Origin of the sequence: Dokdonella soli (assembly GCF_039523175.1) — a bacterium.
Taxonomy (GTDB): domain Bacteria; phylum Pseudomonadota; class Gammaproteobacteria; order Xanthomonadales; family Rhodanobacteraceae; genus Dokdonella_A; species Dokdonella_A soli.
On sequence record NZ_BAAAEU010000015.1, the window covers coordinates 133,920 to 157,209 of the forward strand.

At 67.3% G+C, this 23,290-nt stretch carries 10 protein-coding genes; 4 read left to right on the forward strand and 6 right to left on the reverse strand.

The window, feature by feature from the left end; genetic code table 11:
* Positions 1 to 58: 58 nt before the first annotated feature.
* Positions 59 to 649: an LOG family protein gene (locus ABD002_RS12695; protein ID WP_343791647.1), complete on the reverse strand. Its 591-nt coding sequence runs from the start codon at positions 647 to 649 to the stop codon at positions 59 to 61.
* A 127-nt stretch (positions 650 to 776) separates the two neighbouring features.
* Between ABD002_RS12695 and ABD002_RS12700 the strand changes: the two genes are divergently transcribed.
* Positions 777 to 1,049 carry a hypothetical protein gene (locus ABD002_RS12700; protein WP_343791649.1) on the forward strand — a complete coding sequence of 91 codons (273 nt, stop codon included), beginning with the start codon at positions 777 to 779 and terminating at the stop codon, positions 1,047 to 1,049.
* Positions 1,050 to 1,106: 57 nt separating this feature from the next.
* Here ABD002_RS12700 and glmS read toward each other — a convergent pair whose 3' ends face one another.
* Positions 1,107 to 2,939, reverse strand: a complete 1,833-nt coding sequence (gene glmS / locus ABD002_RS12705; RefSeq protein ID WP_343791651.1) for a glutamine--fructose-6-phosphate transaminase (isomerizing) — start codon at positions 2,937 to 2,939, stop codon at positions 1,107 to 1,109.
* A 308-nt stretch (positions 2,940 to 3,247) separates the two neighbouring features.
* Between glmS and ABD002_RS12710 the strand changes: the two genes are divergently transcribed.
* The 3 genes from ABD002_RS12710 (at position 3,248) to ABD002_RS12720 (ending at position 7,735) form a co-directional block, all read left to right on the forward strand.
* Positions 3,248 to 4,648 (forward strand): TIGR03013 family XrtA/PEP-CTERM system glycosyltransferase, encoded by a 1,401-nt coding sequence (locus tag ABD002_RS12710; protein ID WP_343791653.1) that lies wholly within the window; start codon positions 3,248 to 3,250, stop codon positions 4,646 to 4,648.
* Positions 4,649 to 4,726: 78 nt separating this feature from the next.
* The gene (locus tag ABD002_RS12715) at positions 4,727 to 5,782 is read left to right on the forward strand and encodes an acyltransferase family protein (RefSeq protein ID WP_343791655.1); all 1,056 of its coding nucleotides are present in this window, start codon (positions 4,727 to 4,729) and stop codon (positions 5,780 to 5,782) included.
* Between the two features lie 138 nt (positions 5,783 to 5,920).
* Positions 5,921 to 7,735, forward strand: a complete 1,815-nt coding sequence (locus tag ABD002_RS12720; RefSeq protein WP_343791657.1) for a phosphoethanolamine transferase — start codon at positions 5,921 to 5,923, stop codon at positions 7,733 to 7,735.
* Between the two features lie 6 nt (positions 7,736 to 7,741).
* Here ABD002_RS12720 and ABD002_RS12725 read toward each other — a convergent pair whose 3' ends face one another.
* Genes ABD002_RS12725 through ABD002_RS12740 form a run of 4 tightly spaced genes read right to left on the reverse strand, consistent with a single transcriptional unit; the run spans position 7,742 to position 22,957 of the window.
* Positions 7,742 to 8,587: an alpha/beta hydrolase family protein gene (locus tag ABD002_RS12725; RefSeq protein WP_343791659.1), complete on the reverse strand. Its 846-nt coding sequence runs from the start codon at positions 8,585 to 8,587 to the stop codon at positions 7,742 to 7,744.
* 2 nt (positions 8,588 to 8,589) lie between these two features.
* Complete coding sequence (locus ABD002_RS12730; RefSeq protein ID WP_343791661.1) at positions 8,590 to 9,363, reverse strand: serine aminopeptidase domain-containing protein; 774 nt, start codon at positions 9,361 to 9,363, stop codon at positions 8,590 to 8,592.
* Positions 9,360 to 15,737, reverse strand: a complete 6,378-nt coding sequence (locus ABD002_RS12735; RefSeq protein WP_343791663.1) for an amino acid adenylation domain-containing protein — start codon at positions 15,735 to 15,737, stop codon at positions 9,360 to 9,362. Before ABD002_RS12735 ends, ABD002_RS12730 begins: the two co-directional genes overlap by 4 nt.
* Positions 15,734 to 22,957: a hybrid non-ribosomal peptide synthetase/type I polyketide synthase gene (locus ABD002_RS12740; protein WP_343791665.1), complete on the reverse strand. Its 7,224-nt coding sequence runs from the start codon at positions 22,955 to 22,957 to the stop codon at positions 15,734 to 15,736. The genes ABD002_RS12735 and ABD002_RS12740 overlap by 4 nt, the downstream gene beginning before the upstream one ends.
* Positions 22,958 to 23,290 lie beyond the last annotated feature (333 nt).

A 23,290-nucleotide genomic window follows, 5' to 3' on the forward strand; every position in this document is an offset into this window, starting at 1 on the left:
TCTTCGGCACGGACGCAAACGGGAGCAGCTTCGCGGCTGAAGCCGCTCCTACGGGGTGTCAACCCCTGACCGCGGCATAACGGCGCGCATCCGCGCTCCAAGCCGGCGCGCTGCGAATGGCTGGTAGTACGTCGCCGACGCGCTCGACCATGCTCCACATCGCCAGGTGTTCGCGATTCATGAAGCGCTGCGCGACGACCTGTTCCATGAAGCGCTGCAACGGCGTGTAGAAGCCGTTCGTGTTGAGCAGCACGATCGGGTTGAAGTACAGCGCGAGCCGCTTCAGGGTCAGCGCCTCGAACAGTTCCTCCAGCGTGCCCGAGCCGCCCGGCAGGGCGATCACCGCGTCCGAGTCGGTGAGCAGGCGGTGCTTGCGTTCGCGCATGTCCTCCACGACCTCGAGGTTTGCGAGGCCCGGATGCTGCCATTCGACCTCGATCATGAAGCGCGGGATGATGCCGATCACCTCGCCGCCGGCCTCGAGCGCGCCGTTCGCCAGCGCGCCCATCAGGCCGGTCGCGCCGCCGCCGTAGACAATCGTGCAGCCGGCTTCGGCCAGCGCGCGGCCGAGCGCGCTGGCCGCGTCATGGTAGACGCGGTCGCATTGCTCGCTGGAGGCGCAGTAGACGCAAACGCGCATGGTCGCCATTGTGCCTCACGCAGCGGTCGCGCTGCATGGGGTGCTCGTGCCGCGTCGAAATCATGCGACCGGTTCAGCGCCGGCCGATGTCCCGGTGCGACAATGTACGTTGCCGCCATCGGATACGGAGCGCGCCATGCCGGAGAACGAGTTTTCCCTCACGCGGGAGTTCGTCAACGAGGTCATCGACATGCGCGGGTTCGCCGCGCATGTCGCGGAGCTGGCCGTCGAGATGGCCAGGCAGGCCGGCGAGCCGGTGACACGCCCGCTGTCCAAGGCGCAGATCGAGCGCGCCGTGCAGGCGAACGGCACCGAGACGCGGCTGGTCATGGACGCGCTGATCGCGCACCTGGAGACGATGTACCGCGAAGGCAGTCTGCCGGAAGACGCCGGCGTGCAGCGTTGGTAAGTCAGCGCAGTCCGGCCAAGGCAGGGCGACCGGCCGGCGCGCGGCCCGGAGCTCGTTCTATTCGACCGTCACCGACTTGGCGAGATTGCGCGGCTGGTCGACGTCGGTGCCACGCAGCACGGCGACGTGATAGGCGAGCAACTGCAATGGCACCGTGAACACCGCCGGCGCGATCAGGTTGCCGCCGGAGGCGATCTTGAGCACCGCGCCGCGGCTGCCGCTCTGCGCGACCGGCGCATCGGTGTCGGCGAACACGAACAGCTCGCCGCCGCGTGCGCGGACTTCCTCCATGTTCGACTTCAGCTTTTCCAGCAGCTGGTTGTTCGGCGCGACCGTGATCACCGGCATGTCCTCGTCGACCAGCGCGAGCGGACCGTGCTTGAGCTCGCCGGCCGGATACGCCTCGGCGTGGATGTAGGAGATTTCCTTGAGCTTGAGCGCACCCTCGAGTGCGACCGGGTAGTGCACGCCGCGGCCGAGGAACAGCGCATGGTGCTTGGGCACGAAGCGTTCGGCGAGCGCCGCGATTTCGGGGTCGAGCTTGAGCACTTCGCCGACCACGCGCGGCAGCGTCGCGAGCTCGGCAACGAGGCGCGAATAGCGCGCTGGCTCGATGCCGTTCAGGCGCGCGAGTTCGAACACCAGCAACGCGAGGGCGGCCAGCTGGGTCGTGAACGCCTTGGTCGAGGCGACGCCGATCTCGGGACCGGCACGCGTCATCAGCACGAGATCGGACTCGCGTACGAGGCTGGATTCGGGCACGTTGCAGATCGTCAGCGAGCCGAGATAGCCATGCCGCTTGCCCTCGCGCAGCGCGGCCAACGTGTCGGCGGTCTCGCCTGACTGCGACACCGCGAGGAACAACGTGCCTTCCGGCACCACGACGTGGCGATAGCGGTATTCGCTGGCGACTTCGACGCTGCACGGCAGCCCGACCAGGCCCTCGAGCCAGTAACGCGCGACCAGGCCGGCGTGGTAGCTCGTGCCGCAGGCGACGATCTGCACGTGCTTGACCCGCGACAACAGCGCATCGGCGTTGACGCCGAAGATGTTCGGCAGGATGCGGTTCTCGCTGATGCGGCCCTCGAGCGTGTCCGCGATCGCGCGCGGCTGCTCGAAGATTTCCTTCAGCATGTAGTGGCGGTATTCGCCGCGCTCGACTGCATCGGCGGACAGCTCGCTGGTGCGGACCGGGCGTTCGACCGGCTCGCCGTCGGCATTGAAGATCGCCAGATCCTCCCGGCTGATCTCGACGATGTCGCCTTCTTCCAGATAGATGAAGCGGCTGGTCTGCTTGATCAGCGCCTGTACGTCGGAACCGAGGAAATGTTCGCCGTCGCCGAGGCCGGCCACCAGCGGGCTGCCGCGGCGCGCGCCGACGATTTGGCCGGGCTGGTCGCGGCTGAGTACCGCGATCGCGTAGGCGCCGTGCAGGCGCCGCGTCGCGCTGAGCACCGCGCCACGCAGGTCGGCACCGCGGCTGAGCGCGTGGTCGACCAGGTGCGCGATCACTTCGGTATCGGTTTCCGACTCGAAGCGGTAGCCGTGTGCCTTGAGTTCCTCTCGCAGCTCGACATGATTCTCGATGATGCCGTTGTGGACCACCGCGACGCGATCACTGGAGACATGCGGATGTGCGTTGATCGTGTTCGGCACGCCATGGGTTGCCCAGCGCGTATGCGCGATGCCGGTGACGCCGGCGACCGGGTGCGCGTCGTACAGTGCCTCGAGTTCGCGTACCTTGCCGGCCGCGCGCACGCGCGCGAGCTTGCCGTCCTCGAGCACGGAGATGCCGGCTGAGTCGTAGCCGCGGTATTCCAGGGCCTTGAGTCCGGCGATCAGGAGCGGCACGACATCACGTTGAGCGGTAGCGGCGACGATTCCGCACATGCGGTTTTTCCCTGCAGCGATAGGTGGTTTAAGTTGGGCTTGCGGCGAGTGCCCGCGACTGGGAGGATGATAGACGCTTGGGGCTCGATGCGGCAGTGCGGTTGACGTGGCGGGTGCAGTATTTCGGGGTGGATTCTGTCCGGGCGATGCGCTTCAGAGGGCGACGGAATGCGCGAGGCTAGATCGGGTGTCTCTCCAGCCACCGCTGCGCCGTGGTGGCTGCGCGTGGCTGGCGCGCTTCCTGCGTACAGCGGACAAGGGGTGCTCCGCCAACGAGCGGCCGGCCACAGTCCGGCAAGGAACGACTGATGCTCCATCTGCTGCGCGAACAGACGATGCGCTGGCTGTTCCTGCTCGGCCTGTGCGAGTTGTTCCTGTTCGCGTTGTCGCTGGTGCTGGCTACGCATCTGCGCTACTGGCATGCGTCGGCGGACCTCGTCATGCACACGCGGCTGCTGCTGGTACGTGCCCTGGCGTTCGGCGCGATCCTGGTGGGGGCGATGTCGGCGCTCGGACTCTACCAGCCGCGCATGCGCGAGCGCTGGCAGGGTTTGCTGGCGCGGCAGGCGATCGCGTTCGCGCTGGGTTGGGTCGCGGTCGCGCTGCTGTACTACATGGTGCCGCAGTTCGACGTTGGCCGTGGCGTGTTGGGATTGGCCCTGCTGATCGGATTTCCGCTGATCACCGGCTTCCGTGCGCTGTTCGTGCGCCTGGTCGATGCCGATGCCCTCAAGCGGCGCGTGCTGGTGCTCGGCAGCGGCCGCCGCGCCGCGCTGATCGTCGAGCGCATGCGCCGCCGGGTCGATCGCCGCGGTTTCCACGTGGTGGGTTTCTTGCCGGTGGAGGGCGAAAAGTCGGCGGTTTCACAAGAAAATCTGATCGCCGCACCGGACGGTCTCGTCGCGTGTACGAAGCAGATGCAGATCAACGAGATCGTCGTAGGTCCAGACGACCGTCGCGGGCAGCTGCCGATGGATGAGCTGCTTGAATGCAAGCAGGCCGGCGTCGCGATCACGCCGCTGACCACGTTCTTCGAGCGCGAATCCGGACGCGTGCAGCTGTCGCTCGCCGATCCGTCCTGGCTGCTGTTCTCGGGGGGGTTCGACAGCACTCCGTTGCGGCGTCTGACCAAACGCGCGTTCGATGTCAGCTCCGCGGCCCTCGTGCTGGCCTTGACCTGGCCGCTGATGCTGCTCACCGCATTGGCCATCCTGATCGAATCCGGTGCGGCTGCGCCGGTGCTGTACCGCCAGGAGCGTGTCGGCGAACGCGGTCAGCCATTCCGGCTGATCAAGTTCCGCAGCATGCGCACCGACGCCGAAAAGGACGGCGTGGCGCGTTGGGCGACCAAGAACGACGATCGCGTCACCCGTGTCGGCCGCTTCATCCGCAAGACGCGACTCGACGAACTGCCGCAGCTGTGGAATGTCCTGCGCGGCGACATGAGCTTCATCGGTCCGCGTCCGGAGCGTCCCTTGTTCGTCGAGCAGCTGGCGCCGAAGATCCGCTACTACCGGTTGCGTCATTGCGTGAAGCCCGGTCTGACCGGTTGGGCCCAGCTCAACTATCCCTACGGAGCGTCGGAAGAAGATGCCATCGAGAAGCTCAAGTACGACCTGTTCTACGTCAAGAACCAGAGTCTGCTGCTCGACGCGATGATCCTGGTGCAGACCGTCGAAGTGGTGTTGTTCGGGCGCGGAGCGCGGTAGATGTCCGCGAACGGATGTCGGCAGGTTCGGACTTCCGGCAGGAACCTGTAACTGCCGGGTGAGGGAGGTGGTGATCGCATGGCCAGCGACAGGATTCCATCCTTGGACGGTCTGCGTGCCGGATCCATCGCGCTGGTATTGCTCGGACATCTCCAGGGTGCCCGGGGATTTCCCCCCGTCGAGCTATGGCGTTCGCTGGGCGATCTCGCGAACCTCGGCGTAAACATCTTCTTCATCATCTCCGGCTTCCTGATCACCTCGTTGCTGATGAGCGAGCGGCAACGGACCGGCGGAGTCTCGCTGAAGGCATTCTATGTGCGCCGCGTGCTGCGCATCTTTCCGGCGTTCTACGCGTTCATCCTGATCATCGTGATCGCCGATCTGATCGGCTGGGTACGGATCAGTATGACCGATCTCGTCACCGCGTTGACCTATGTGGTCAACTACAACGCTGGGCGCTCGTGGAACATCGGACATCTGTGGTCGCTCTCGGTCGAGGAGCAGTTCTACCTGCTGTGGCCGCTGCTGTTCATCCGGCTCGGGGGGCGGCGTGCGGTCATCGCCGCATTCATCGCATTTGCCGCGGCACCAGTGATCAGGGCGGGCATGCATCTCGCGCTCGCCTCCGGGCCGTATCGCGATCTGGAAATCTTTCCCGCGGTCGCCGACGGCATCGCCATCGGCTGCGCCATCGCGCTGTTGCGACCATGGCTGCTGACGCAGCCGGCGTACGTGCGCCTCACGGGCAGCCGCTGGCTATTGCTGCTTCTGCCGCTGATCGTGATGGTCAATCGCGAGCGCGGATACACCTTGGTCGATCTCCTGGTGTGGCCGTGGATGTTGCTGCTCATGGCGGTGCTCGTCGAGGCGAGCACACGGCGCACCGCAACCTGGACCGGGCGCCTGCTCAATCTGCGCCCGGTCGTATTCATCGGCACGCTCAGCTATTCGCTGTACCTGTGGCAGCAGCCATTCCTGAATCGACATGCGGACGCGCCCGTCACCGCGTTTCCACTGAACCTCGCGCTCGCCTTCGCGGCAGCACTCCTGTCGTACTTCATCATCGAGCGACCGTTCCTGCGGTTGCGTCGACATGCGTTGCGTGCAAGTGCTGTTCCTCGCGCCGAGGCTTGAGTTCAGAATGGCGCCGCCACGGCAGGAAGATGGCGTAGTGGAAGTCGAGTGTGACTGCTTGCGTTTCCCCTTTGACGGGTTGCAGCGGAAGAACGCCGATGAGCCGGCTCTCTTTGGAGAAAGACGGGCGAGGTTGATATGAAAAGGGATGTCGCGGTTGCGGGAGGGGAAGGGGACACGTCGGTCGCCGGCGGATGGCTTTCGAGCATGCTTCCCCTCACGGGATTGGCTGCCTACTGCCTTGCATGGCTGTCCCCGAACATATTGACGACTATTTATATCCCCGTAGTCGCCAGCAAGGCGAAGCTCGCCATCTCCATCGGTCTGATGGCGGCCTGGCTGCTGGCGTTCCGGAGCATGAGGCGGGCCTGCCTGTATTCGCTCCCGATTTTTTTTCTGTTGCTCCCGTTCGATCTGTTCTATACAACAACCTACAGGGAGCCTCCTACTACAAACATAATCCCCTCGATTGTTGAGGCAATAACGGAAACGCATTGGTCGGAAACATCCGACTATATGCGCGGACGAGGGGTGGAGTTTGTCGGCCTGATCGGTTTTTCCATTCTCGCCTGGTGGTTGGGCGTATGGAGCAGCGGGCGCTTGCATCCGCCGCAATGGACGGAGTTATTCAAGTGGCCTTCCCGTGTTGCACTCCTGTTTGTGGCCTTCTCGGTGATGGCGGTCGGCTGGTCGATCGACACCAGCGAAAAGGCGTCAGAGGAGATGCCCGCCTACAAAGGCGCGCTGGAGAAGTTCGTCGACCGGGTTCCGTTGAAGTTGAAGGGGATATTTCCTTTCGGGCGCGCCTTCTCGATTGCGGAATACATGAAGCAGGAAGCCGAGATATCCGCCTTTCTGAGGCAGACGGAACACGCAAGAATCGATGCCGTTGAGCTGAACGCCAACTCGGCTCGGGAGGTCTACGTCCTGGCGATCGGGGAAACCGGCCGGCGCGACCGAATGGGCATCCTCGGCTACCAGCGGAATACCACGCCAAGACTGGCCGAGACACGCGGGGTAGTGAAGATTCCGGACATGGTGACGCCGTGGACGCTGACGACGCATGCCGTTCCGACGATCCTGACGGCGGACTTGAAGGGCTCCAATCCAAGGAAGCCAACCATCCTGAATACGGTCAGGGCTTACAAGGAAGCCGGGTTCAAAACCTATTGGCTTTCCAACCAGCCCTCCTTCGGCGAGGCGGAGAACGCGATTACGCGAGTGGCGCGCCAGTCCGACGAATGGATTTTCGTGAATCCATCAAACAATTCAGGCTTCGGGAAGGGCACCTACGACGGGGTATTGCTGCCCCTCTTGCGCGAGCGCCTGGAAAGGAATGAGCCAAAGCAGTTTTTTGTAATCCACCTGCTCGGCAGCCACGATTCGTATCAGCGGCGATATCCGATTGAATTCAACACATTCAAGCCATCCCTGACCGATCTCCCGGAGGACAATCCCGACGATCACGACGTGAGGCTGAAGCAGGAGGTCAACAATTCCTATGACAATTCCGTCCTGTATACCGATCATGTGCTCGCGGAGGTGATTTCCGATCTGGCGGCTATCGGGGCGGATGCGGGACTGTTCTATGTGGCGGACCACGGCGAGGATCTGTTCGATGGAGCATGCGGAGAAACCGGACACGGAGGCTATGACTATGTCCAGTATCCGGTAGCCTCGTTCGTGTGGCTATCCGACCAATATCGAGCCGATTTCCACGAACGGGCGGATAATTTGTCCGGCAATTCCGGAAAGCCGCTGATTACGACGGAAATGTTCCCATCCATGCTGGGCATGGCGGGAATTGACTATGATGGAATGGAGTCCGGCAAGAATATCTTCGATGCCGCGTTTTCTCCTGCGCGCCGCATGGTCCATGCCTCCGAGCTGATTGACTGGGACACGGCCTCGACGAGTGGAGTCTGCCGTTCTCTCCACAGTCCGCAAGGGTGATGGGCTTCACACGACATCTTGCCGGATGAGTGATCCCGCGGTGGCTCGCGGTCGTTCAGTGCGGTCCGGAAATCGCGCCTGCATCCAGTCGACCACGGCGGCGATCAGGCGCTGGCGATCCGGCTCGGCGTAGAACATGTGGTCGCAGTGCTCCCAGTATGCGAACTGCACGCGTGTCGATGCTGCTGCCGCGCCGTAGGTCGCGCGAAATTGGCGTGGATGCACGAAGTGCGCGGCGCCGCCGGTGTAGAGCGCAAAGATCTCGACGTCGCGTGCCACCAGGCTGGCCAGTTGAGAGCGTTCGACACCCGGCGCAGGCCAATCGCGTACGTCTTCGGCAGTCACGCCAGCTTGAGGGGGCGGCCGCAAGCGCAGGTGCCGGCGCAGCGCGGCCAGCCAGCGCGGGAACGGTTCGCGTGCCAGCCGCTTGAGTCGGCCGATGACATGCCAGGGGCCTTTGCGGGCCAGCCCATCAAGCATGAGGATGCCGCCGGCACGATGCTCGTTCAGTGCGACCTGCCAGCCCTGGTCTGCCGCGCTGCATATGCCGCCGACGACAAAGCGCTCGCAATCCGTGCGGGCCCGGATGCGATCGAAGATGCGTGCCGCTGCGCGCACGGCCGGCAGCGTGGCCAACGCCAGCGCATCGCCGACCCCGGGATGGTCGAAGCGCAGCACCGGATAGCCCTCCGCGGCAACTGCTCGTGCCAGGCGCGCGTGCAGGCGGAACGGGCCGACCCTGTGGATGAAGCCCGCATCGAACAGAACCAGTGCGGTACGCCGCCGCTGCGTGATCGGAGGCAGGTTCAGGATGCCGAACAGTCCGTCGCCGAGATCGAGAATTTCTTCCATGCTCAGTGAGTGTCCAGGAGGGCTGCCAGGCGCCCGGCCACTTCCTGCACCGGTCGCACGGGCTGGAGGTACATTTCCAGCTGGTCGGCCCATTCGGTCAGCGCTGGCGCCAGTTCGAGTGCGGTCACTGTGGGTGGCGCCGCTGCGGCGGCGGCATCGCGGTCGCACACTGCCAACGGAACCGGCGGCGCGCCGGATAGCGGATCGGGCGCCTCGCGAAGGCCGACGAGCAGGGCATCGCTGCACGGAAATCCCATCAGGCTGTCGGGATAGTCGATCTGCCGCGCCTCGGCTCGGAGTGCGTAGCGTCGGGTCGAGCGCCGCTCATCCGCGTCCCGCTGCCGCAACCCGGCCAGGTAGGCACGACCGTCGCGGATCGGTTGCCACAGCCAGAGCGCCTGGGCCTGCGCGGCGATGCGCACGGCCGGGAACACGCCGGCGCGGATGCCGAGCACGATCACCGGAGCGTCGCCGATGCGGCCACGCAGTATCTCCAGCGCGCGCGCGGCATCGCTGGCCGCACCGTCGAGGTCAAACTCCGCATCGGAACCTCCCGAATCGCCGGTGCCGTAATAGTCGAACCGCAACACCGCCACGCCATGGCTGGCGAGCGCATCACCCAGCAGCGCGAACAGGCGATAGCTGCGCACGTGCTCGTGAAGGATCGGGGCACACATCAGCACGCCAGCGCGCGGGCGTCCCTCGGGCGAATGCAGCACCGAGAAAAGTCGCCGCCCATCCGCCTCGAGCATCTGCGGTTGCAGCGGCGGATTCATTCGCGCCGCCCCAGGCCGAACAGGTTGCGCATGCGCTGACCCAGCGTCGGCGTGGCGACAATGCTGGCCGGAGCGTCCGGCAGCTCGGCGGCGAGCGCGCGCAGCGTGCTGTTGGCGACTCTCAGCAGGTTCATGCGCACGCGCGTCTGTTTCTCGACCTTCGTCATCATGGCGACCGCGAGCAGTGAGTGTCCGCCAAGGTCGAAGAAGTTGTCGCCGGAGCCGACGCGCGGAACTCCGAGTACTTCCATCCAGATGGCGGCGAGCAGCCGTTCGGCAGCAGTGGCTGGCTCATCGGCGGCGACACTGGTCTGGCCATCGCCAGCTTCCGCGGGTGGCACAAGCGCCGCAACGTCCGCGTCACCATTCGCCGACATCGGCAGCTCGTCCAGCGCGATGATTCGGGCCGGGATCGCATGGGCGGGAAGACTCTCCGCGAGCGTCGCGCGCAGATGCGCGAGGTCAGTCTGCGTGCCAGCCGGCGTCGGCGTGACGTAGGCCTCCAGCTGCATGGCGCCTGCGCGATCCGCCCGCGCGACGACGACCGACCGATCGACGCCAGGCTGCGCCTGCAGTCGGGTTTCGATCTCCGCGGGTTCGACGGCGCGGCCACCGACGCTGACGCGACGATCCAGGCGGCCCAGTTCCTCGATGCGCCCGCTCGCGAGCCAGCGCCCGCGATATCCGGTGCGCCCGACACTTTCACGAAGCGCGATCGTGGCAGGGTCCATCACGTGACCGACGCAAATCTCGCCGATCGCGCCGATCGGACACGGCTGGTCCGAGGCATCGACCACGCCGATCGGAACCATCGCAAACGTGGCGCCGGCATCGACGCCGGCCGCGAGCGAATCGACCCGGGCACAGCTGGCGATGATCGTCGCATCGGTCGTCAGCGCATGCCAGAGTCCGCTGCCACGCGCCGCGATCCTCTCGGCGAGCTCGGACTTCGGTGAATCGCCAACGCAGACAGCCTTCGGTTGCGGGTGGTCCGGTCCTTCGGCGGCAAGCAGTGCTTGCCAGGCTTCCGCGCTCGCAAAGGCAACGCTGGGCCGGCTGGAGACGACCAGTTTCGACAAGGCATCGCCGCTGGCGGCCTCGCTGCGGCTTGCCTGCACGAACTCGGCGCCGCTGACGAGCGGCAGCAGGCACTCGAGGATCGACATTCCGGTATCCACTCCGGCGGTGCCGAGGACGCGATCCTGGTCGCCGATGTCGAGTACGCGGCGCAGGCCCGCAAGCAGATTCACGATCGTGCGATGCGTGAACCGGGTGGCGTGCGGTTGGCCGGAAGGGTGCGGCGTGTAGAGGGCGAGCGCCGGTGCGTCGAGGTCGCCGTACTGGCGCGTCTCGCGGCCGCTGGGCGCAGTGATAATTTCCGGCGCATCGGCATCGAACCACAGCGCGCGCGTGCGCGGCCATTCGAGAGCGTGCTCGAGTCTGGAGTCGCCGATGAGCGCTGTCGCGCGTGCGTCGGCGAGCAGCGCCTTGAGCCGTGCAGGTGGATCCGAAGGATCGAGTGGCAGGCAAGCGCCGCCGGCCTTGAGGATGCCGAACACGGCGGCGATGCGGTTGACGCCGGGTTCTGCGGCGAGCGCGACCAGGCTGTGCTCGCCGACGCCGCGCCGGCGCAGGCACGCCGCGATGCGGTTCGCGCGCTGCTCGACCTCCGCGTAACTCGTGCCCCAGCTGCCGACGCTGACGGCGGTTGACGCAGGCGCGCGATCCATCTGAGCTTCGAAGAGCGCATGGATGCACGCCGGCGCAGGCAGATCTGTTGCAGGCACATTCCAGCGTTTGATCTGCGCCAGGTCGGCATCGCTGATCCGCGTTAGTGAGGCGATCGGTTGCCGTGCATCCGCAATCACCCGCGCAAGCAGGTCGAGATATCGCTCGCGCAGCATGCACGCCGTGTCGGCGCGCAGGATGTCCGCATTGTAGGTGACGCCACCGATCATGCCGCTGGCGTTTTCCAGGAACCAGAGGCCAAGATCCTCGGTCGCGCCACGCTGGAAAAGCAGGATCTGCTCGTGCGAAAGGCCGCCCCAGTCGGTGACGCGCTGGCGCGCGTCCTGGAACGAGAACAGCGCCTGATAGAGCAGCGCGCCGCCGCCGTGGCGGACCTTGAGTTCGCGCTGCAGGTACTCCAGCGGGACGTCCGGATTGCCGAAGCTGTCGATGACGACGCGCTTGACCTCGCGCACGAAGTCGACAAACGGCAGTGCCGGATTCACCGAGACGTGCAGCGGCACCAGGTTGGTGAAATAGCCCATGACCGATTCGACTTCGGCGTGGTTGCGCCCGCGCACCGGCGTGCCGATCACCAGATCGCGCTGGCCCGTACTCCCGTGCAGCAACACGTAGTACAGCGCGAGCAGGGTCATGTTGAGCGTCGCGTCGGCGCTGCGCGCGACCGAATGCATGGCCTCAGTCTGCTCCTTCGGCACGCGGATCCATTCGGTGCGGCCCTCGCCGGACATGCCCGGCCGGCGCGGCTTGTCGGTCGGCAGGCTCCGCGGCTCGCCGACCTGCGTCAGTCGCTCGCGCCAGAACGCGAGCTGCGCCTGCAGCTGCGGCCCCTCGAGCCAGCGCGCATGCCACTCCGCGAAATCGCCGTAACTCACTGGCAACGCCGGCAAGGTCGGCTGTCGGTCGGCCAGGATCGCGCGGTACGCCTCAGTCAGTTCGACATACAGGAGATCGAACGACCAGCCGTCCCAGATGATGTGATGCGGCATGAAGAACAGCGCGTGATCGTCCGTGCCGAGTCGGAACATGCGGGCTCGGAACAGCGGCGCGCGCGTGAGGTCGAACGGCGTGTCGGTCAGTTCCTGCAGGCGCCGCATCAGCACCGCCTCGCGCTCGTTCACCGGCAGCGCCGACAGGTCCTCCGCCGGGAACAGCTCGAGATCGATGATCGGCTCGACGACCTGCATGAGCTGATCGCCGTCGCGACGGATCGCGGTGCGCAGCACCGGCTGGCGCTGCACCATCGCCGCGAACGCGCGTTCGAACGCGGCTTCGTCGAGATGGCCGCGCAGTCGATGCGCCGACGGCGCGTTGTAGGTGACGCGGCCCGGGTTCATTTCCTCGAGGAACCACAGGCGCTGCTGCATTAGTGACAGCGGTGCGCGGGTCTGGTCCACACGGCGCGTGATGGGATCCGCCTTGATCGCATCACGGTCATCGAGCTGGGCGCCGATCGCGCTCGCGAGCCCGGCAATCGTCGGCGCGTCGAACAGCGTGCGGAACGACAGACTGACGCCGAACTCGCGGTTGAGCCGCGCGGTGAGCTGGGCGGCGAGCAGCGAATGGCCGCCGAGTGCGAAGAAGTCGTCGTGGATGCCGAGCCCGGGCAGCACCAGGATTTCCTCCATCGCGGTCGCGACGCGCTGCTCGCGTTCGTCACGCGGTGCGATGCGTTCGCTCGCGGCGCTGGCCGGGCGCTGCGGCGCCGGCAGCGCCTTGCGGTCGATCTTGCCGTTGGGCAGCAATGGAATCGCATCGAGCAGGAGGATGTGCTGCGGCACCATGTAGTCCGGAAGGCGTGCCTTCAGCTGCGTCCGCAGCGCCGTTTCATCGAGCGAAGCCCCCTCGCGCGCGACGACGTAGGCGACCAGCCGCACATCGCCGGCACGGTCCTCGCGTGCGACCGCGACCGCGCGCGCGACGCCGGGCGCAGCGGCGAGGTTCGCCTCGATCTCGCCGAGCTCGATGCGGTAGCCGCGCACCTTGACCTGGAAATCCAGCCGGCCGAGATGTTCGATCTGGCCATCGCTGTGCCAGCGGCCGCGGTCGCCCGTGCGGTAGCGGCGCGCGCCGGGTTGCGTGCCGAACGGATCTGGCACGAAGCGTTCCGCATCAAGTTCGGGTCGGTTGAGATAGCCGAGCGCGACGCCGTCGCCGCCGATGTAGAGTTCACCCGGAACGCCGAGCGGACACAGTGCGCCCCCGGCGTCGAGCACGCGTACGCTGGTGTTGCCGACCGGCCGGCCGATGAAGATGCCGTTGCGCGGTTCGGCGACGCGCCAGTAGGTCGAATACACCGTGGTCTCGGTCGGCCCGTAGCCGTTCCACACTTCGCCGCAGCGCTGCAGCAGCGCTTCGGCAAGATCGACCGGCAGCGGCTCGCCGCCCGAGACCGCCCTGAAACCGGCATGGCCCCGCCAGCCCGAATCGACCAGGATGCGCCAGCCGGCCGGTGTCGCCTGCATCATCGTCGCCGCGCTCTGTTCGACGAGCTTGCGCAGCGCGGCACCATCGCGCACATCATCGTGACCGGCGATCACGATCTCCGCACCCGCGCTGAGCGGCAGCATCAGCTCCATGAACGCGATGTCGAAGGACAGCGTGGTCACCGAGACGAGACGATCGTCCGCACCAATGCCGGGTACGCGCTGCATCGTGGTCAGGAAATTCGAGGCCGAGCGGTGCGGCACGCGCACGCCCTTGGGCTTGCCGGTCGATCCGGACGTGAAGATCACGTACACGACCGAGTCGGGGGCTGCGGCCGCGTCGTCGCGCGCGGCGCGCGTCGACGGCGCCGCCAGGATCGTGTCCGCATCGCGCGTCAGCGATATCGTGCGATCGTTCGCAAACGTGAAACTGCTCGGCGCCGCATCGTCCACGATCAGCGCAGCAAGCGCGGCGTCCTCCGCCATGAAGGCCAGTCGCTCCGCCGGAAACGCGGGATCGAGCGGCACGTAACCTGCGCCGGCCTTGAGCGTGCCGAGCACGGCCGCGACCATGTCGACGCCGCGCGTGAGGCTGAGGCCGACCAGAGCGCCGCGCCGCACGCCGCGTGCGCGCAATGTGTGAGCGATGCGGTTCGCGCGCGCTTCGAGGTCGGCATAGCTCCATCGCGTCTTGGCGTCGCGAACGGCCGCACGTGTCGGTGCGAGATCGACCTGCGCCTCGAAGTATTCGTGCGCGAGACGATCGGCCGCGTAGGGTGTGCGCGCGGGCTGGAACGCTTCGAGCCGCGCGCGCGCCGGTTCGGAAATCAGCACGAGATCGCGCGCGGCGACGGCCGGGTCGGCCACCGCGCTGCGCAGCAGGGTTTCGTACGCATCGAGCCACGCACGCACGGTGTCCGCGTGGAAGAGATCGCTATTGTACTGGCATTCCAGGCGCAACGCGCCGTTCACCTGCACCGCGTTGATGAAGAGTTCGAAGTTCTCGAACGTGCGTGGATTGCCGCGAAACTCGAAGCCGAGATCGGCGAAGGTGACGCTCGACTCGTCCAGCGCCTGATCGAGATTGAACAGCACGCTGACCAGCGGCAGCCGGCTCGCGTCGCGCGCCAGCGCGAGACGCCTGAGCAGCGTGCCCAGCGTGTACTGCTGGTGATCGAAAGAGTCGAGCAGATCGCCACGCACGCGGTCGAGGATGTCCGCGAACGGCGCCGCCGGATCGATCGCCGCGCGCAGCGGCAGCACGTTGACGCAATGACCGACCAGGGCGTGATGGCCACCGCCGGCCTGTCCCGCGGCGGGAATGCCGATCACCACATCGTCCTGCCCGCTGAGGCGCTGCAGCAGCACGCCGAACGCGGACAGCAGCGTTGCGTAGAGACTGGCGCGGCGTTTTGCGCCGAGGCTTTTGACTTCGGCAATCAGCGCCGCATCGAGCATGCGGTCTTCGCGCCGCGACGTGAACGTGCGGCGGCGCGGTCGCGGGCGATCGGTCGGCAGATCGAGCGACGGCGCGGGCCCGCCGAAGCGCGCCAGCCAGTACGCCTCGTCCGCGCGGTGTGCATCCGTCCCCGGAAGCGCTGCCTGCGCGAGCGCGAAGTCGCCGAACGAATCAGCCGGTGGCAATGCGGCGCCAGCGCCGCGGTAAAGTGCGGCCAGATCGCTGACGATCACGCCCCACGACCAGCCGTCGCAGACGATATGGTGCGCGGTCAGCACGAGCAGGTGATCGTGTTCGCCGAGACGCAGGCGTTCCGTGCGCAGCAGCGGGCCCTTTTCGAGATCGAACGGCGTCTCGACGACGCGGCGCAGCGCCGCCGCGACCTCGGCCTCGCGCACCTCGGGATCGAGCGCGGAAAGATCGTGCTCCGCATACGGCAGATCGACGTGTTCGGCGATGCAGAAATCCTCGCCGTTCGCGCTCAGCGTCGCGCGCAGCGCTTCGTGGCGATCACCGAGCGCCTGCAGGGCCGTGCGCAACGCGTTCGCGTCCAGCGGTCCGCGCAGATGCAGCGACACCGATTCGTTGTAGGCGAGCGATGCCTCAGGTTCGAGTTTTGCCGCGAGCCAGATCTCGCGCTGCGGTTCGGTCGACGGCACCACGCGCGCCAGCGGCGCGGTCGAGAACGGATCGTAGTCCACGGCCGTCGAAGCAGCGCTCTGGATGTCCGCCGTGCTCATGCGTCGATCCTTCTGTACTTGCCCGGTGCGTCCGGATTCGGCACGAACCAGGCCGGGTTGCCATCCGCATCCTTGCCCAGCCGTGCACCGGGCAGCGGCGGCTTCGCCGCATCGAACGCGCGGCTTTGCGCGATCGCCCGGCGCGGCAGGAATTCGGCCTCCTGCAGTTCCGCGATCGACTCCTTGAACGCCTGCGCGATCGCGGTGAAGTCGGACTCGCTGTGCATGGTCGTGAAGAAGCACGGGAAATTGTCGAGGATGTGGATGCCGCGGCTGCGCATCATCGCGAACAGCAGATCCTGCAGCGGATGGTCTTCGCTGAAAGCGATCTTCCAGATCGAGGCGAAGTGCGCGATCGTGACCGGTGCACCGACCTCTGCGCAGTGCGCGTTCAATTCAGCCGCCAGCTTCGCCGTGCGCGTGTTGAGCCGCTCCTGCAGCGCCGGGCCTTCGTGCTTGAGGTGGCCGAGCACCGCCTTCGCTGCGGCCAGCGCGAGCGGATGGCGCACGAAGGTGCCCGCGAAATACGTCACGCCGACGGTCGGGTGTGAATCATCGCCGAACTGCCATTGGCCGCCGTCGAGCGCGTCCATGTAGTCGCGCTTGCCGGCGATCACGCCGATCGGGAAGCCGCCGCCGACGACCTTGCCGTATGAGGCGAGGTCGGCGTCGACGCCGAGCACGTGCTGCGCGCCGCGCGGATGCGCGCGAAAGCCGGTCACGACCTCGTCGAAGATCAGCAGCGCGCCGGCCTCGCGTGTGATCTCGCGCAGCTCGTGCAGGAACTCGCGCGGCTGGAAGTCCGGACGCCGGCTCTGCACCGGCTCGACCAGAACCGCGGCGATCTCGTGCGCGCGCTCGCGGATGATCGCCAGCGTCTCCGGTGTGCCGTAATCGAGCACCAGCACGTTCTCGGCGGTGTTGCGCAGGATGCCCGGCGCGGCTGGCACCGAGCGCAGCTTCTTCGTGCCGCGCACGATGACCTCGTCGAAGATGCCGTGATAGGCGCCGCTGAAGATCACCAGCGTGCTGCGCCCGGTCACGGTGCGCGCGATGCGGATCGTGCCCATGACCGCCTCGGAGCCGGTGTTGCACAGGCCGGCACGATCGAAGCCGGTGACCTCGCAGATCAGCCGGGCGACTTCACCGGCGAGCGGATGCTGCGGGCCGATCTCGTAGCCGAGATCGAGTTGCCGACGCACCGCGTCGAGCACGAAATCCGGTTGCCAGCCGAACAGGTTCATGCCGAAGCCGCTCAGCGCGTCGACGTATTCGTTGCCGTCCAGATCCCACAGGTGAGCACCCTTCGAACGCCCGATCACGATCTGGTAGATGATCTCCTTGAGCAGCGGGCGAAAACCGTTGACCACGCGCGGGTCGGCCAGATGTGGACGATGCTCGCTGGTGTAGTCCTTCGACTTCTGCGTACGAGCAATGTAGCGGCGCATGAACGCATCGAGGCGCGCGCGCTGGCGGTCGGTGAGATCGGTCTTCGTCGAATGGATGCGCGCGATCGCGCCGAACGCCTTCTTCACGTCGTAGGTCGTGTGCGCAAGCGCGGCCTCGTCGTCCTGCGCCGGCGCGGGCGTCGCAATCGGCAGCGCCGCGGCGATCGGTGCAGCGGGCGCAACCGGCACCCCCACAGGTGCGGGCGTGATCGCCGGTCCCGCACCGCCGAGTAGCGCGAGTTGCTGCTGCATGATCAGCATCTGCTGCTGGATCACCTGCTGCACGAGTCCGCCCGGCACGGCGACCGGCAGGATGGCGGAGGGCATTGCGGGTGCCGTCGGCGCGGCGGCAGACGCGGCGGACGGCGGTGCGTCCGGCGGCAGTTCGCGGTCGATATGCATGGCAAGGCCCTCCAGGGAAGACAGGTCTTCCATCAACTGGCGGAACGTGAGCTTGAGGCCGAATGATTTCGATAGTTGTAGCGCGACCTGGGTCAGCGCCAGCGAATCCAGGCCGAGTTCGATGAAGTTCGCGGCCGGATCCGCATCACCGACTTCGACACCGGCCACATCCTCGATGAGGTTCTTGAGTTGCGCGAGCAGGCGCGGCCGGCGGTCGGCGGCGTTGGCGGAAGGCGATGCAGCAGGCGCAGCAGGGGCCATCGGCAGCTCCGGGATCGGCGGTGGCACAAACGTCGGCAGGGGTACCGGAAGCGTCGCCGTGGGTGTTGCCTCGACCCAGTGGCGTTTGCGTTCGAACGGATAGGTCGGCAGGCGCACACGCCGCTTGTGCGCACGCCGGTCGAGCGGACCGAAATCGAACGACGCGCCGGCGCACCAGAGCTGTCCGGCCGCACCAAGCCAGGCGCAGCGTTCACCCACCGATGTGTCGGCGAGCGACGCGATCGCGTGGCGCGGCCGTGTCCCCTGCTGGCGCGCGAGCGTGGCCAGCGTCGCACGCGGCCCGACTTCGAGCAAGATGCTGCCGGCGTCGCGTTCGAGCAGCGTCGCCAGCGCGCGCGCGAAGCGCACGGTGCCGCGCAGGTGCCGCGTCCAGTAATCCGGCGAGGTCGCCTCGGCGGCTTCCAGCAGCGCGCCGGTCAAGGTCGAGGCGATCGGGATCGAGGGCGCGGCCAGCGCGACACGCGCAACCTCGGCGCGGAACGGCGCAAGCACCGGCTCCATCATCGATGAATGAAATGCATGCGAGGTGCGCAGCGGGCGGCAGGCGATCCCGTCGGCCTCGAGTGCGATGCGGAAGGTCTCGATGTCGGCGATCTCGCCGGCGACGACGCAGGCGCCCGGCGCGTTCTCGGCAGCGAGCGCGAGCGAGGCCGGCAGGCGCGCGCCGAGCCGTTCGGCATCGAGGCGTACCGACAGCATCGCGCCCGGCGGCAGTGCTTGCATCAGCTGGCCGCGTCGTGCGACCAGGCGCAGCGCATCGTCGAGCCCCATGACGCCGGCCAGCACCGCGGCAACGAACTCGCCGACGCTGTGCCCGATCAGCGCGGCGGGACGGATGCCGGCAGCGATCCAGAGTTGGGCGAGCGCGTACTCGATCGCGAACGTGGCCGGCTGGGTCAGCGCGGTCTCGCGCAGCTCATCGGTAGTGTCGGCGAACAGGCGTTCGCGCAGATCGAAGCCGAGCTCGCCGGCGAGGATTTCCGCGCAGGCGTCGAGCGCGTTGCGGAACACCGGCTCGCTCGCGTGCAACGCACGGCCCATGCCGGCGTACTGCGCGCCTTGGCCGGGGAACATGAACACGACGCCGGCGGCCTGTGCCTCGGTCGCGCGCAACGTCGGGCCGGCCTCGCCGAGCTGGCGGATCGCGTCCTCGACATCGGCGGCGACGATCGCGGTGCGCTGTGCGAACGCCTTGCGTCCGTGCGCGAGCGTCCATGCGACGTCGGCAAGATTGATGCCCGGCTCTGCGGCGAGGTGCGCGCCGAGCCGTTGCGCGGCTGCCGCGAGTGCCCGCGGCGTGCGCGCGGACAGCGGCAGCAGCTGCGGTCCCGCGGCCGGTTCGGAGACAACGCTTGATGGCGCCTGCTCGAGGATCACGTGCGCGTTGGTGCCACCAACGCCGAACGAGCTGACGCCGGCACGCAGCGGACCCGTGTCGTCGCGCCACTCGCGCAGCTCGCGGTTGACCACGAACGGCGAATGCGCGAAATCGATCACCGGATTGGTCGCGCCGACGTGCAGTGTCGGCGGTAGTCGGCGCTCGGCCAGCGCGAACGCGGTCTTGATCACGCCGGCGGCGCCGGCCGCAATGACGAGATGGCCGACGTTGCTCTTCAGCGAGCCGATCGCGCAGAAGCCCGTCGCGTTCGTGCTGCGCCGGAACGCCGTAGTCAGACCCTCGATCTCGATCGGGTCGCCGAGCGGTGTCGCGGTGCCGTGCGCTTCGACGTACGAGATCGAGCGCGCATCGACGCCGGCCGCATCGAGTGCCATTGCGATCACCGCGGCCTGACCGGCGCTGCTCGGCGCGGTGAAACTCGCCTTGACGCCGCCGTCGTTGTTGACCGCACCGCCGCGGACCACCGCGTAGACCGGGTCGCCATCGGCGAGCGCATCGGCGAGGCGCTTCAGCAGCACGACCGCGGCGCCGTCGCTGAACAGCGTGCCCTGCGCGTCCGCGGCGAACGCGCGCGTATGCCCGTCCGGCGACAGCATCGCGCCGTCCTGGTAGAGATAACCGCTGCGCGGCGGACAGGTCAGCGAAGCGCCGCCGGCCAGCGCCATCGCGCACTGGCCCGCACGCAGCGCGTCGGCGGCTTGGCAGATCGCGACCAGCGAGGTCGAGCACGCGGTGTGCACGCTGATCGCGGGACCGGTCAGGTTCAGCTTGTGCGCGACGCGCGTCGCGATGTAGTCCTTCTCGTTGCCCAGCATGACCTGGAATTCGCCGAGCTTCTCGACGAGTTCCGGATGCTGGCTGACATGGCGCTGCCAGTACGTCGCGTTGTACATGCCGGCGAATACGCCGACCGGCTCCGCGTGGGCATCCGGCACGTGGCCGGCGCGCTCGAGGCATTCCCAGCACAGCTCGAGGAAGATCCGCTGCTGCGGATCCATCAGGTCCGCTTCGCGCGGCGTGATGCCGAAGAACGCGGCATCGAAGTCCTCGACGCCGTCGAGCACGCCGCGCGCGCGCACATAGGCCGGATCGTCGCGCAGCTCGCGCGGCACGCCGGGATCGATCTGGTCGGGCGCGAAGAACGTGATCGATTCCTGGCCGTCGCAGAGGTTGCGCCAGAATGTCTCGACGTCAGCTGCGCCAGGGAAACGGCCGGCCATCGCGATGATCGCGATCGGTTCGGCCGTATCGGCGCGCCCGCGCCGGGCCAGGCGCGAGTCGGCGACAGTGCGATCTGCGCCGTGTTCGAGCGTCATCGCGATCGCGGACGGTGTCGGCGCACGGAAGAAGTCGGTGATCGACAGGGCCTCGCGTTGCGCATCCAGCGCGGCGACGGCCTTGACCGCCAGCAGCGAGTTGCCGCCGAGATCGAAGAAGTTGTCATCGCGACCGACGCGATCGACGCCGACCAGATCGGCGAACAGCGCGCAGATACGCGACTCGGTCGCGCCGACGGGCGCCGCATACGCGACGCCGAGTTCAGGGCGCTGCGTATCCGGCACCGGCAGCGCGCGCCGGTCGAGCTTGCCGTTCGCGGTCACCGGCAGGGCATCGAGGCGCATGTACAGCGCGGGCACCATGAACTCCGGCAGCGTGCGCGCGAGCGCCGTGCGCAACGCGGCCGGCGCGACCGAGGCGTCCTCGACGTAGTAGGCGACCAGGCGCTTGTGGTCCGGTCGGTCTTCGCGTACGACGACGGCCGCCGCGCGCACGGCCGGATGGTTCTTCAGCGCGGCTTCGATCTCGCCGGTCTCGATGCGATAGCCGCGGATCTTGATCTGGCCGTCGGCGCGGCCGAGAAACTCGATGACACCCTCGGGCAGCCAGCGCACCCGATCGCCGGTGCGGTAGAGCCGCGCGCCGGGTGTGCCGAACGGATCCGGCACGAAGCGCTCGGCCGTCAATTCCGGGCGGTTGAGATAGCCACGCGCGACACCAGCGCCACCGATATGCAGTTCGCCGATCACGCCGGTCGGCACCGGTTCGCCGCGTGCGTTGAGCACGTACAGCGTGGTATCGGCAATCGGCCGGCCGATCGGGATCGTGCGCGCATCGGCCGGGAGATCACGCGGAATCGCGTAGGTCGCCGCGAATGTCGTGCATTCGGTCGGGCCATAGCCGTTGATGATCATGGTGCCGGGCAGCGCGGCCAGCGTCTTGCGCACGTGCGGTACGGACAGCGCCTCGCCGCCGATCAGGAGCTGCTCGAGACCGGCGAGGTGGCGCGGGTCCTCGTCGACGATCGCATTGAACAGCGCCGCGGTCAGCCACGCGATGCGCACCTGCGCGCGCGCGATCGTCGCGGCGAGTCCGCGTCCGCTCGGTATGCGCTCGGCATGGATCACCACCGTGCCACCGTTCAGCAACGCGCCCCAGATCTCCAAGGTCGACGCATCGAAGCCGAGGGGCGCCGCGTGCAGCACGCACGGCGCATCGCCGAACGCGACGTAGTCGACCTCGCGCACGAGACGAATGATCGAGCGGTGCGCGATCTCGACGCCCTTCGGCGTGCCGGTCGAGCCGGAGGTGTACATCACATAGGCGAGTGCGTCGCCGTCGAGCGCGGGCGCGTCGAAGCCGGACGCGCCCGCCTCGAGATCCTCGATCGCCACGACGTGCGCGCCGCTGCCCGGCAGCTCAGGCGCGTCGCCGCGCTGCGCGATCGCGAGCTTCGCACGTGCGTCGGTGATCGTGAACGCGAGCCGCTCCGGCGGATGGGCGAGGTCGAGCGGCAGGTAGGCGGCACCGGCCTTGAGGATGCCGAGCACGGCGACGATCGCCGCGATCGAGCGGTCCAGCAGCAGTGCGACCGCATCGCCGGGCGCGACGCCGGCCGCAATCAGCGCGGCAGCGACGCGGTCCGAGCGTGCGTCAAGTTCGCGATAGCCGATGCGTGCATCACCGTCGACGAGTGCGGTGCGCTCGGGATGTTGCCGCGCGACCGCGCCGAACAGGGCGTGCACGGTGTCGCCGGGATGACGCACGACCGCGGTCGCGTTCCAGTTGACGAGCAGCCGCCGTGTTTCATCGACACTGAGCGCGGACACGTCCTCGAGGCGTTGCGCAGTCGCAAGTCCACGCATGACGTTGCCGAGCGCACCGGCGAGCAAGTCGACCGTGGCCGCATCGAACGGCGGATCGCGGAAGCGCGCATTGAGATGCGTACCGTCAAACCACCAGGCGGTCGATGTCGATGCGAGCGCTGCCTCCGCAGTCGCGGCATCCTCAGTCCAGACGCCCATCGCGCTGGCTGCCGCGGGCATTGCCGCCGCGGGCGTGTCATGCGTTGGCGTAGCGACCACGGTGGCGCGCAGCCAGGCCTCGAGCTCGGCGCTTGCCGGGATCGTGTACGCGCACGCGCGCGCCGCCGGCGCGGCGCCTAGCGTGACTTGCGCATTGCCGGTCAGTCGCGCATCCACTAGCGCCAATGCTGCCCGGCAAAGGTCATCAAACGGGACGGCCAGCCGTTGTGCGCGTGCTCGCAGCGCGACGACGATCGCCGTGTCGACCGGCAAGTCGGTGGTACGCGCAGCGACATCATTTTCCGCACGCGCCGCGCGCACCAGCACATCGGGCAGTGCCACATGGCCCGTCGCTTGATCCTGCTGGTCCGGCTGACGCTGGATCATCGTTCGCTTCGCTGCTCCGCCCGGCTAAGTGCGCAGCGTGCGCCCCCTGTCATGACGACCGTTTACGCCCTGCGCTCCGCAGATGTAACGACGGGAAGCTCTCGCAATTCCTGCCGGGACCGATACGGGTCCGGGCTGGTGAAAATGCGACGAAATTCTCGCATTTCTCGCTCGGGAATGCGCGTATTCATCCGATATCTCGTATCTCAGTGTGGCCGAGGCTGAATCAGCCGGGCTGTTTCCGGTGCAGAAGGCAGCACCAGAGTCGCGACTCGCGCGACGCCGCACTGCGGACCGGGTGCGGATCCCGTGCCAGCAGGTGCCGGATCCAGC

Bases quoted from the DNA above. Each gene is read 5' to 3' on its own strand.
- ABD002_RS12695 (WP_343791647.1), bottom strand. From the start codon at position 649: ATGGCGACCATGCGCGTTTGCGTCTACTGCGCCTCCAGCGAGCAATGC.
- ABD002_RS12700 (WP_343791649.1), top strand. From the start codon at position 777: ATGCCGGAGAACGAGTTTTCCCTCACGCGGGAGTTCGTCAACGAGGTC.
- glmS (WP_343791651.1), bottom strand. From the start codon at position 2,939: ATGTGCGGAATCGTCGCCGCTACCGCTCAACGTGATGTCGTGCCGCTC.
- ABD002_RS12710 (WP_343791653.1), top strand. From the start codon at position 3,248: ATGCTCCATCTGCTGCGCGAACAGACGATGCGCTGGCTGTTCCTGCTC.
- ABD002_RS12715 (WP_343791655.1), top strand. From the start codon at position 4,727: ATGGCCAGCGACAGGATTCCATCCTTGGACGGTCTGCGTGCCGGATCC.
- ABD002_RS12720 (WP_343791657.1), top strand. From the start codon at position 5,921: ATGAAAAGGGATGTCGCGGTTGCGGGAGGGGAAGGGGACACGTCGGTC.
- ABD002_RS12725 (WP_343791659.1), bottom strand. From the start codon at position 8,587: ATGGAAGAAATTCTCGATCTCGGCGACGGACTGTTCGGCATCCTGAAC.
- ABD002_RS12730 (WP_343791661.1), bottom strand. From the start codon at position 9,363: ATGAATCCGCCGCTGCAACCGCAGATGCTCGAGGCGGATGGGCGGCGA.
- ABD002_RS12735 (WP_343791663.1), bottom strand. From the start codon at position 15,737: ATGAGCACGGCGGACATCCAGAGCGCTGCTTCGACGGCCGTGGACTAC.
- ABD002_RS12740 (WP_343791665.1), bottom strand. From the start codon at position 22,957: ATGATCCAGCGTCAGCCGGACCAGCAGGATCAAGCGACGGGCCATGTG.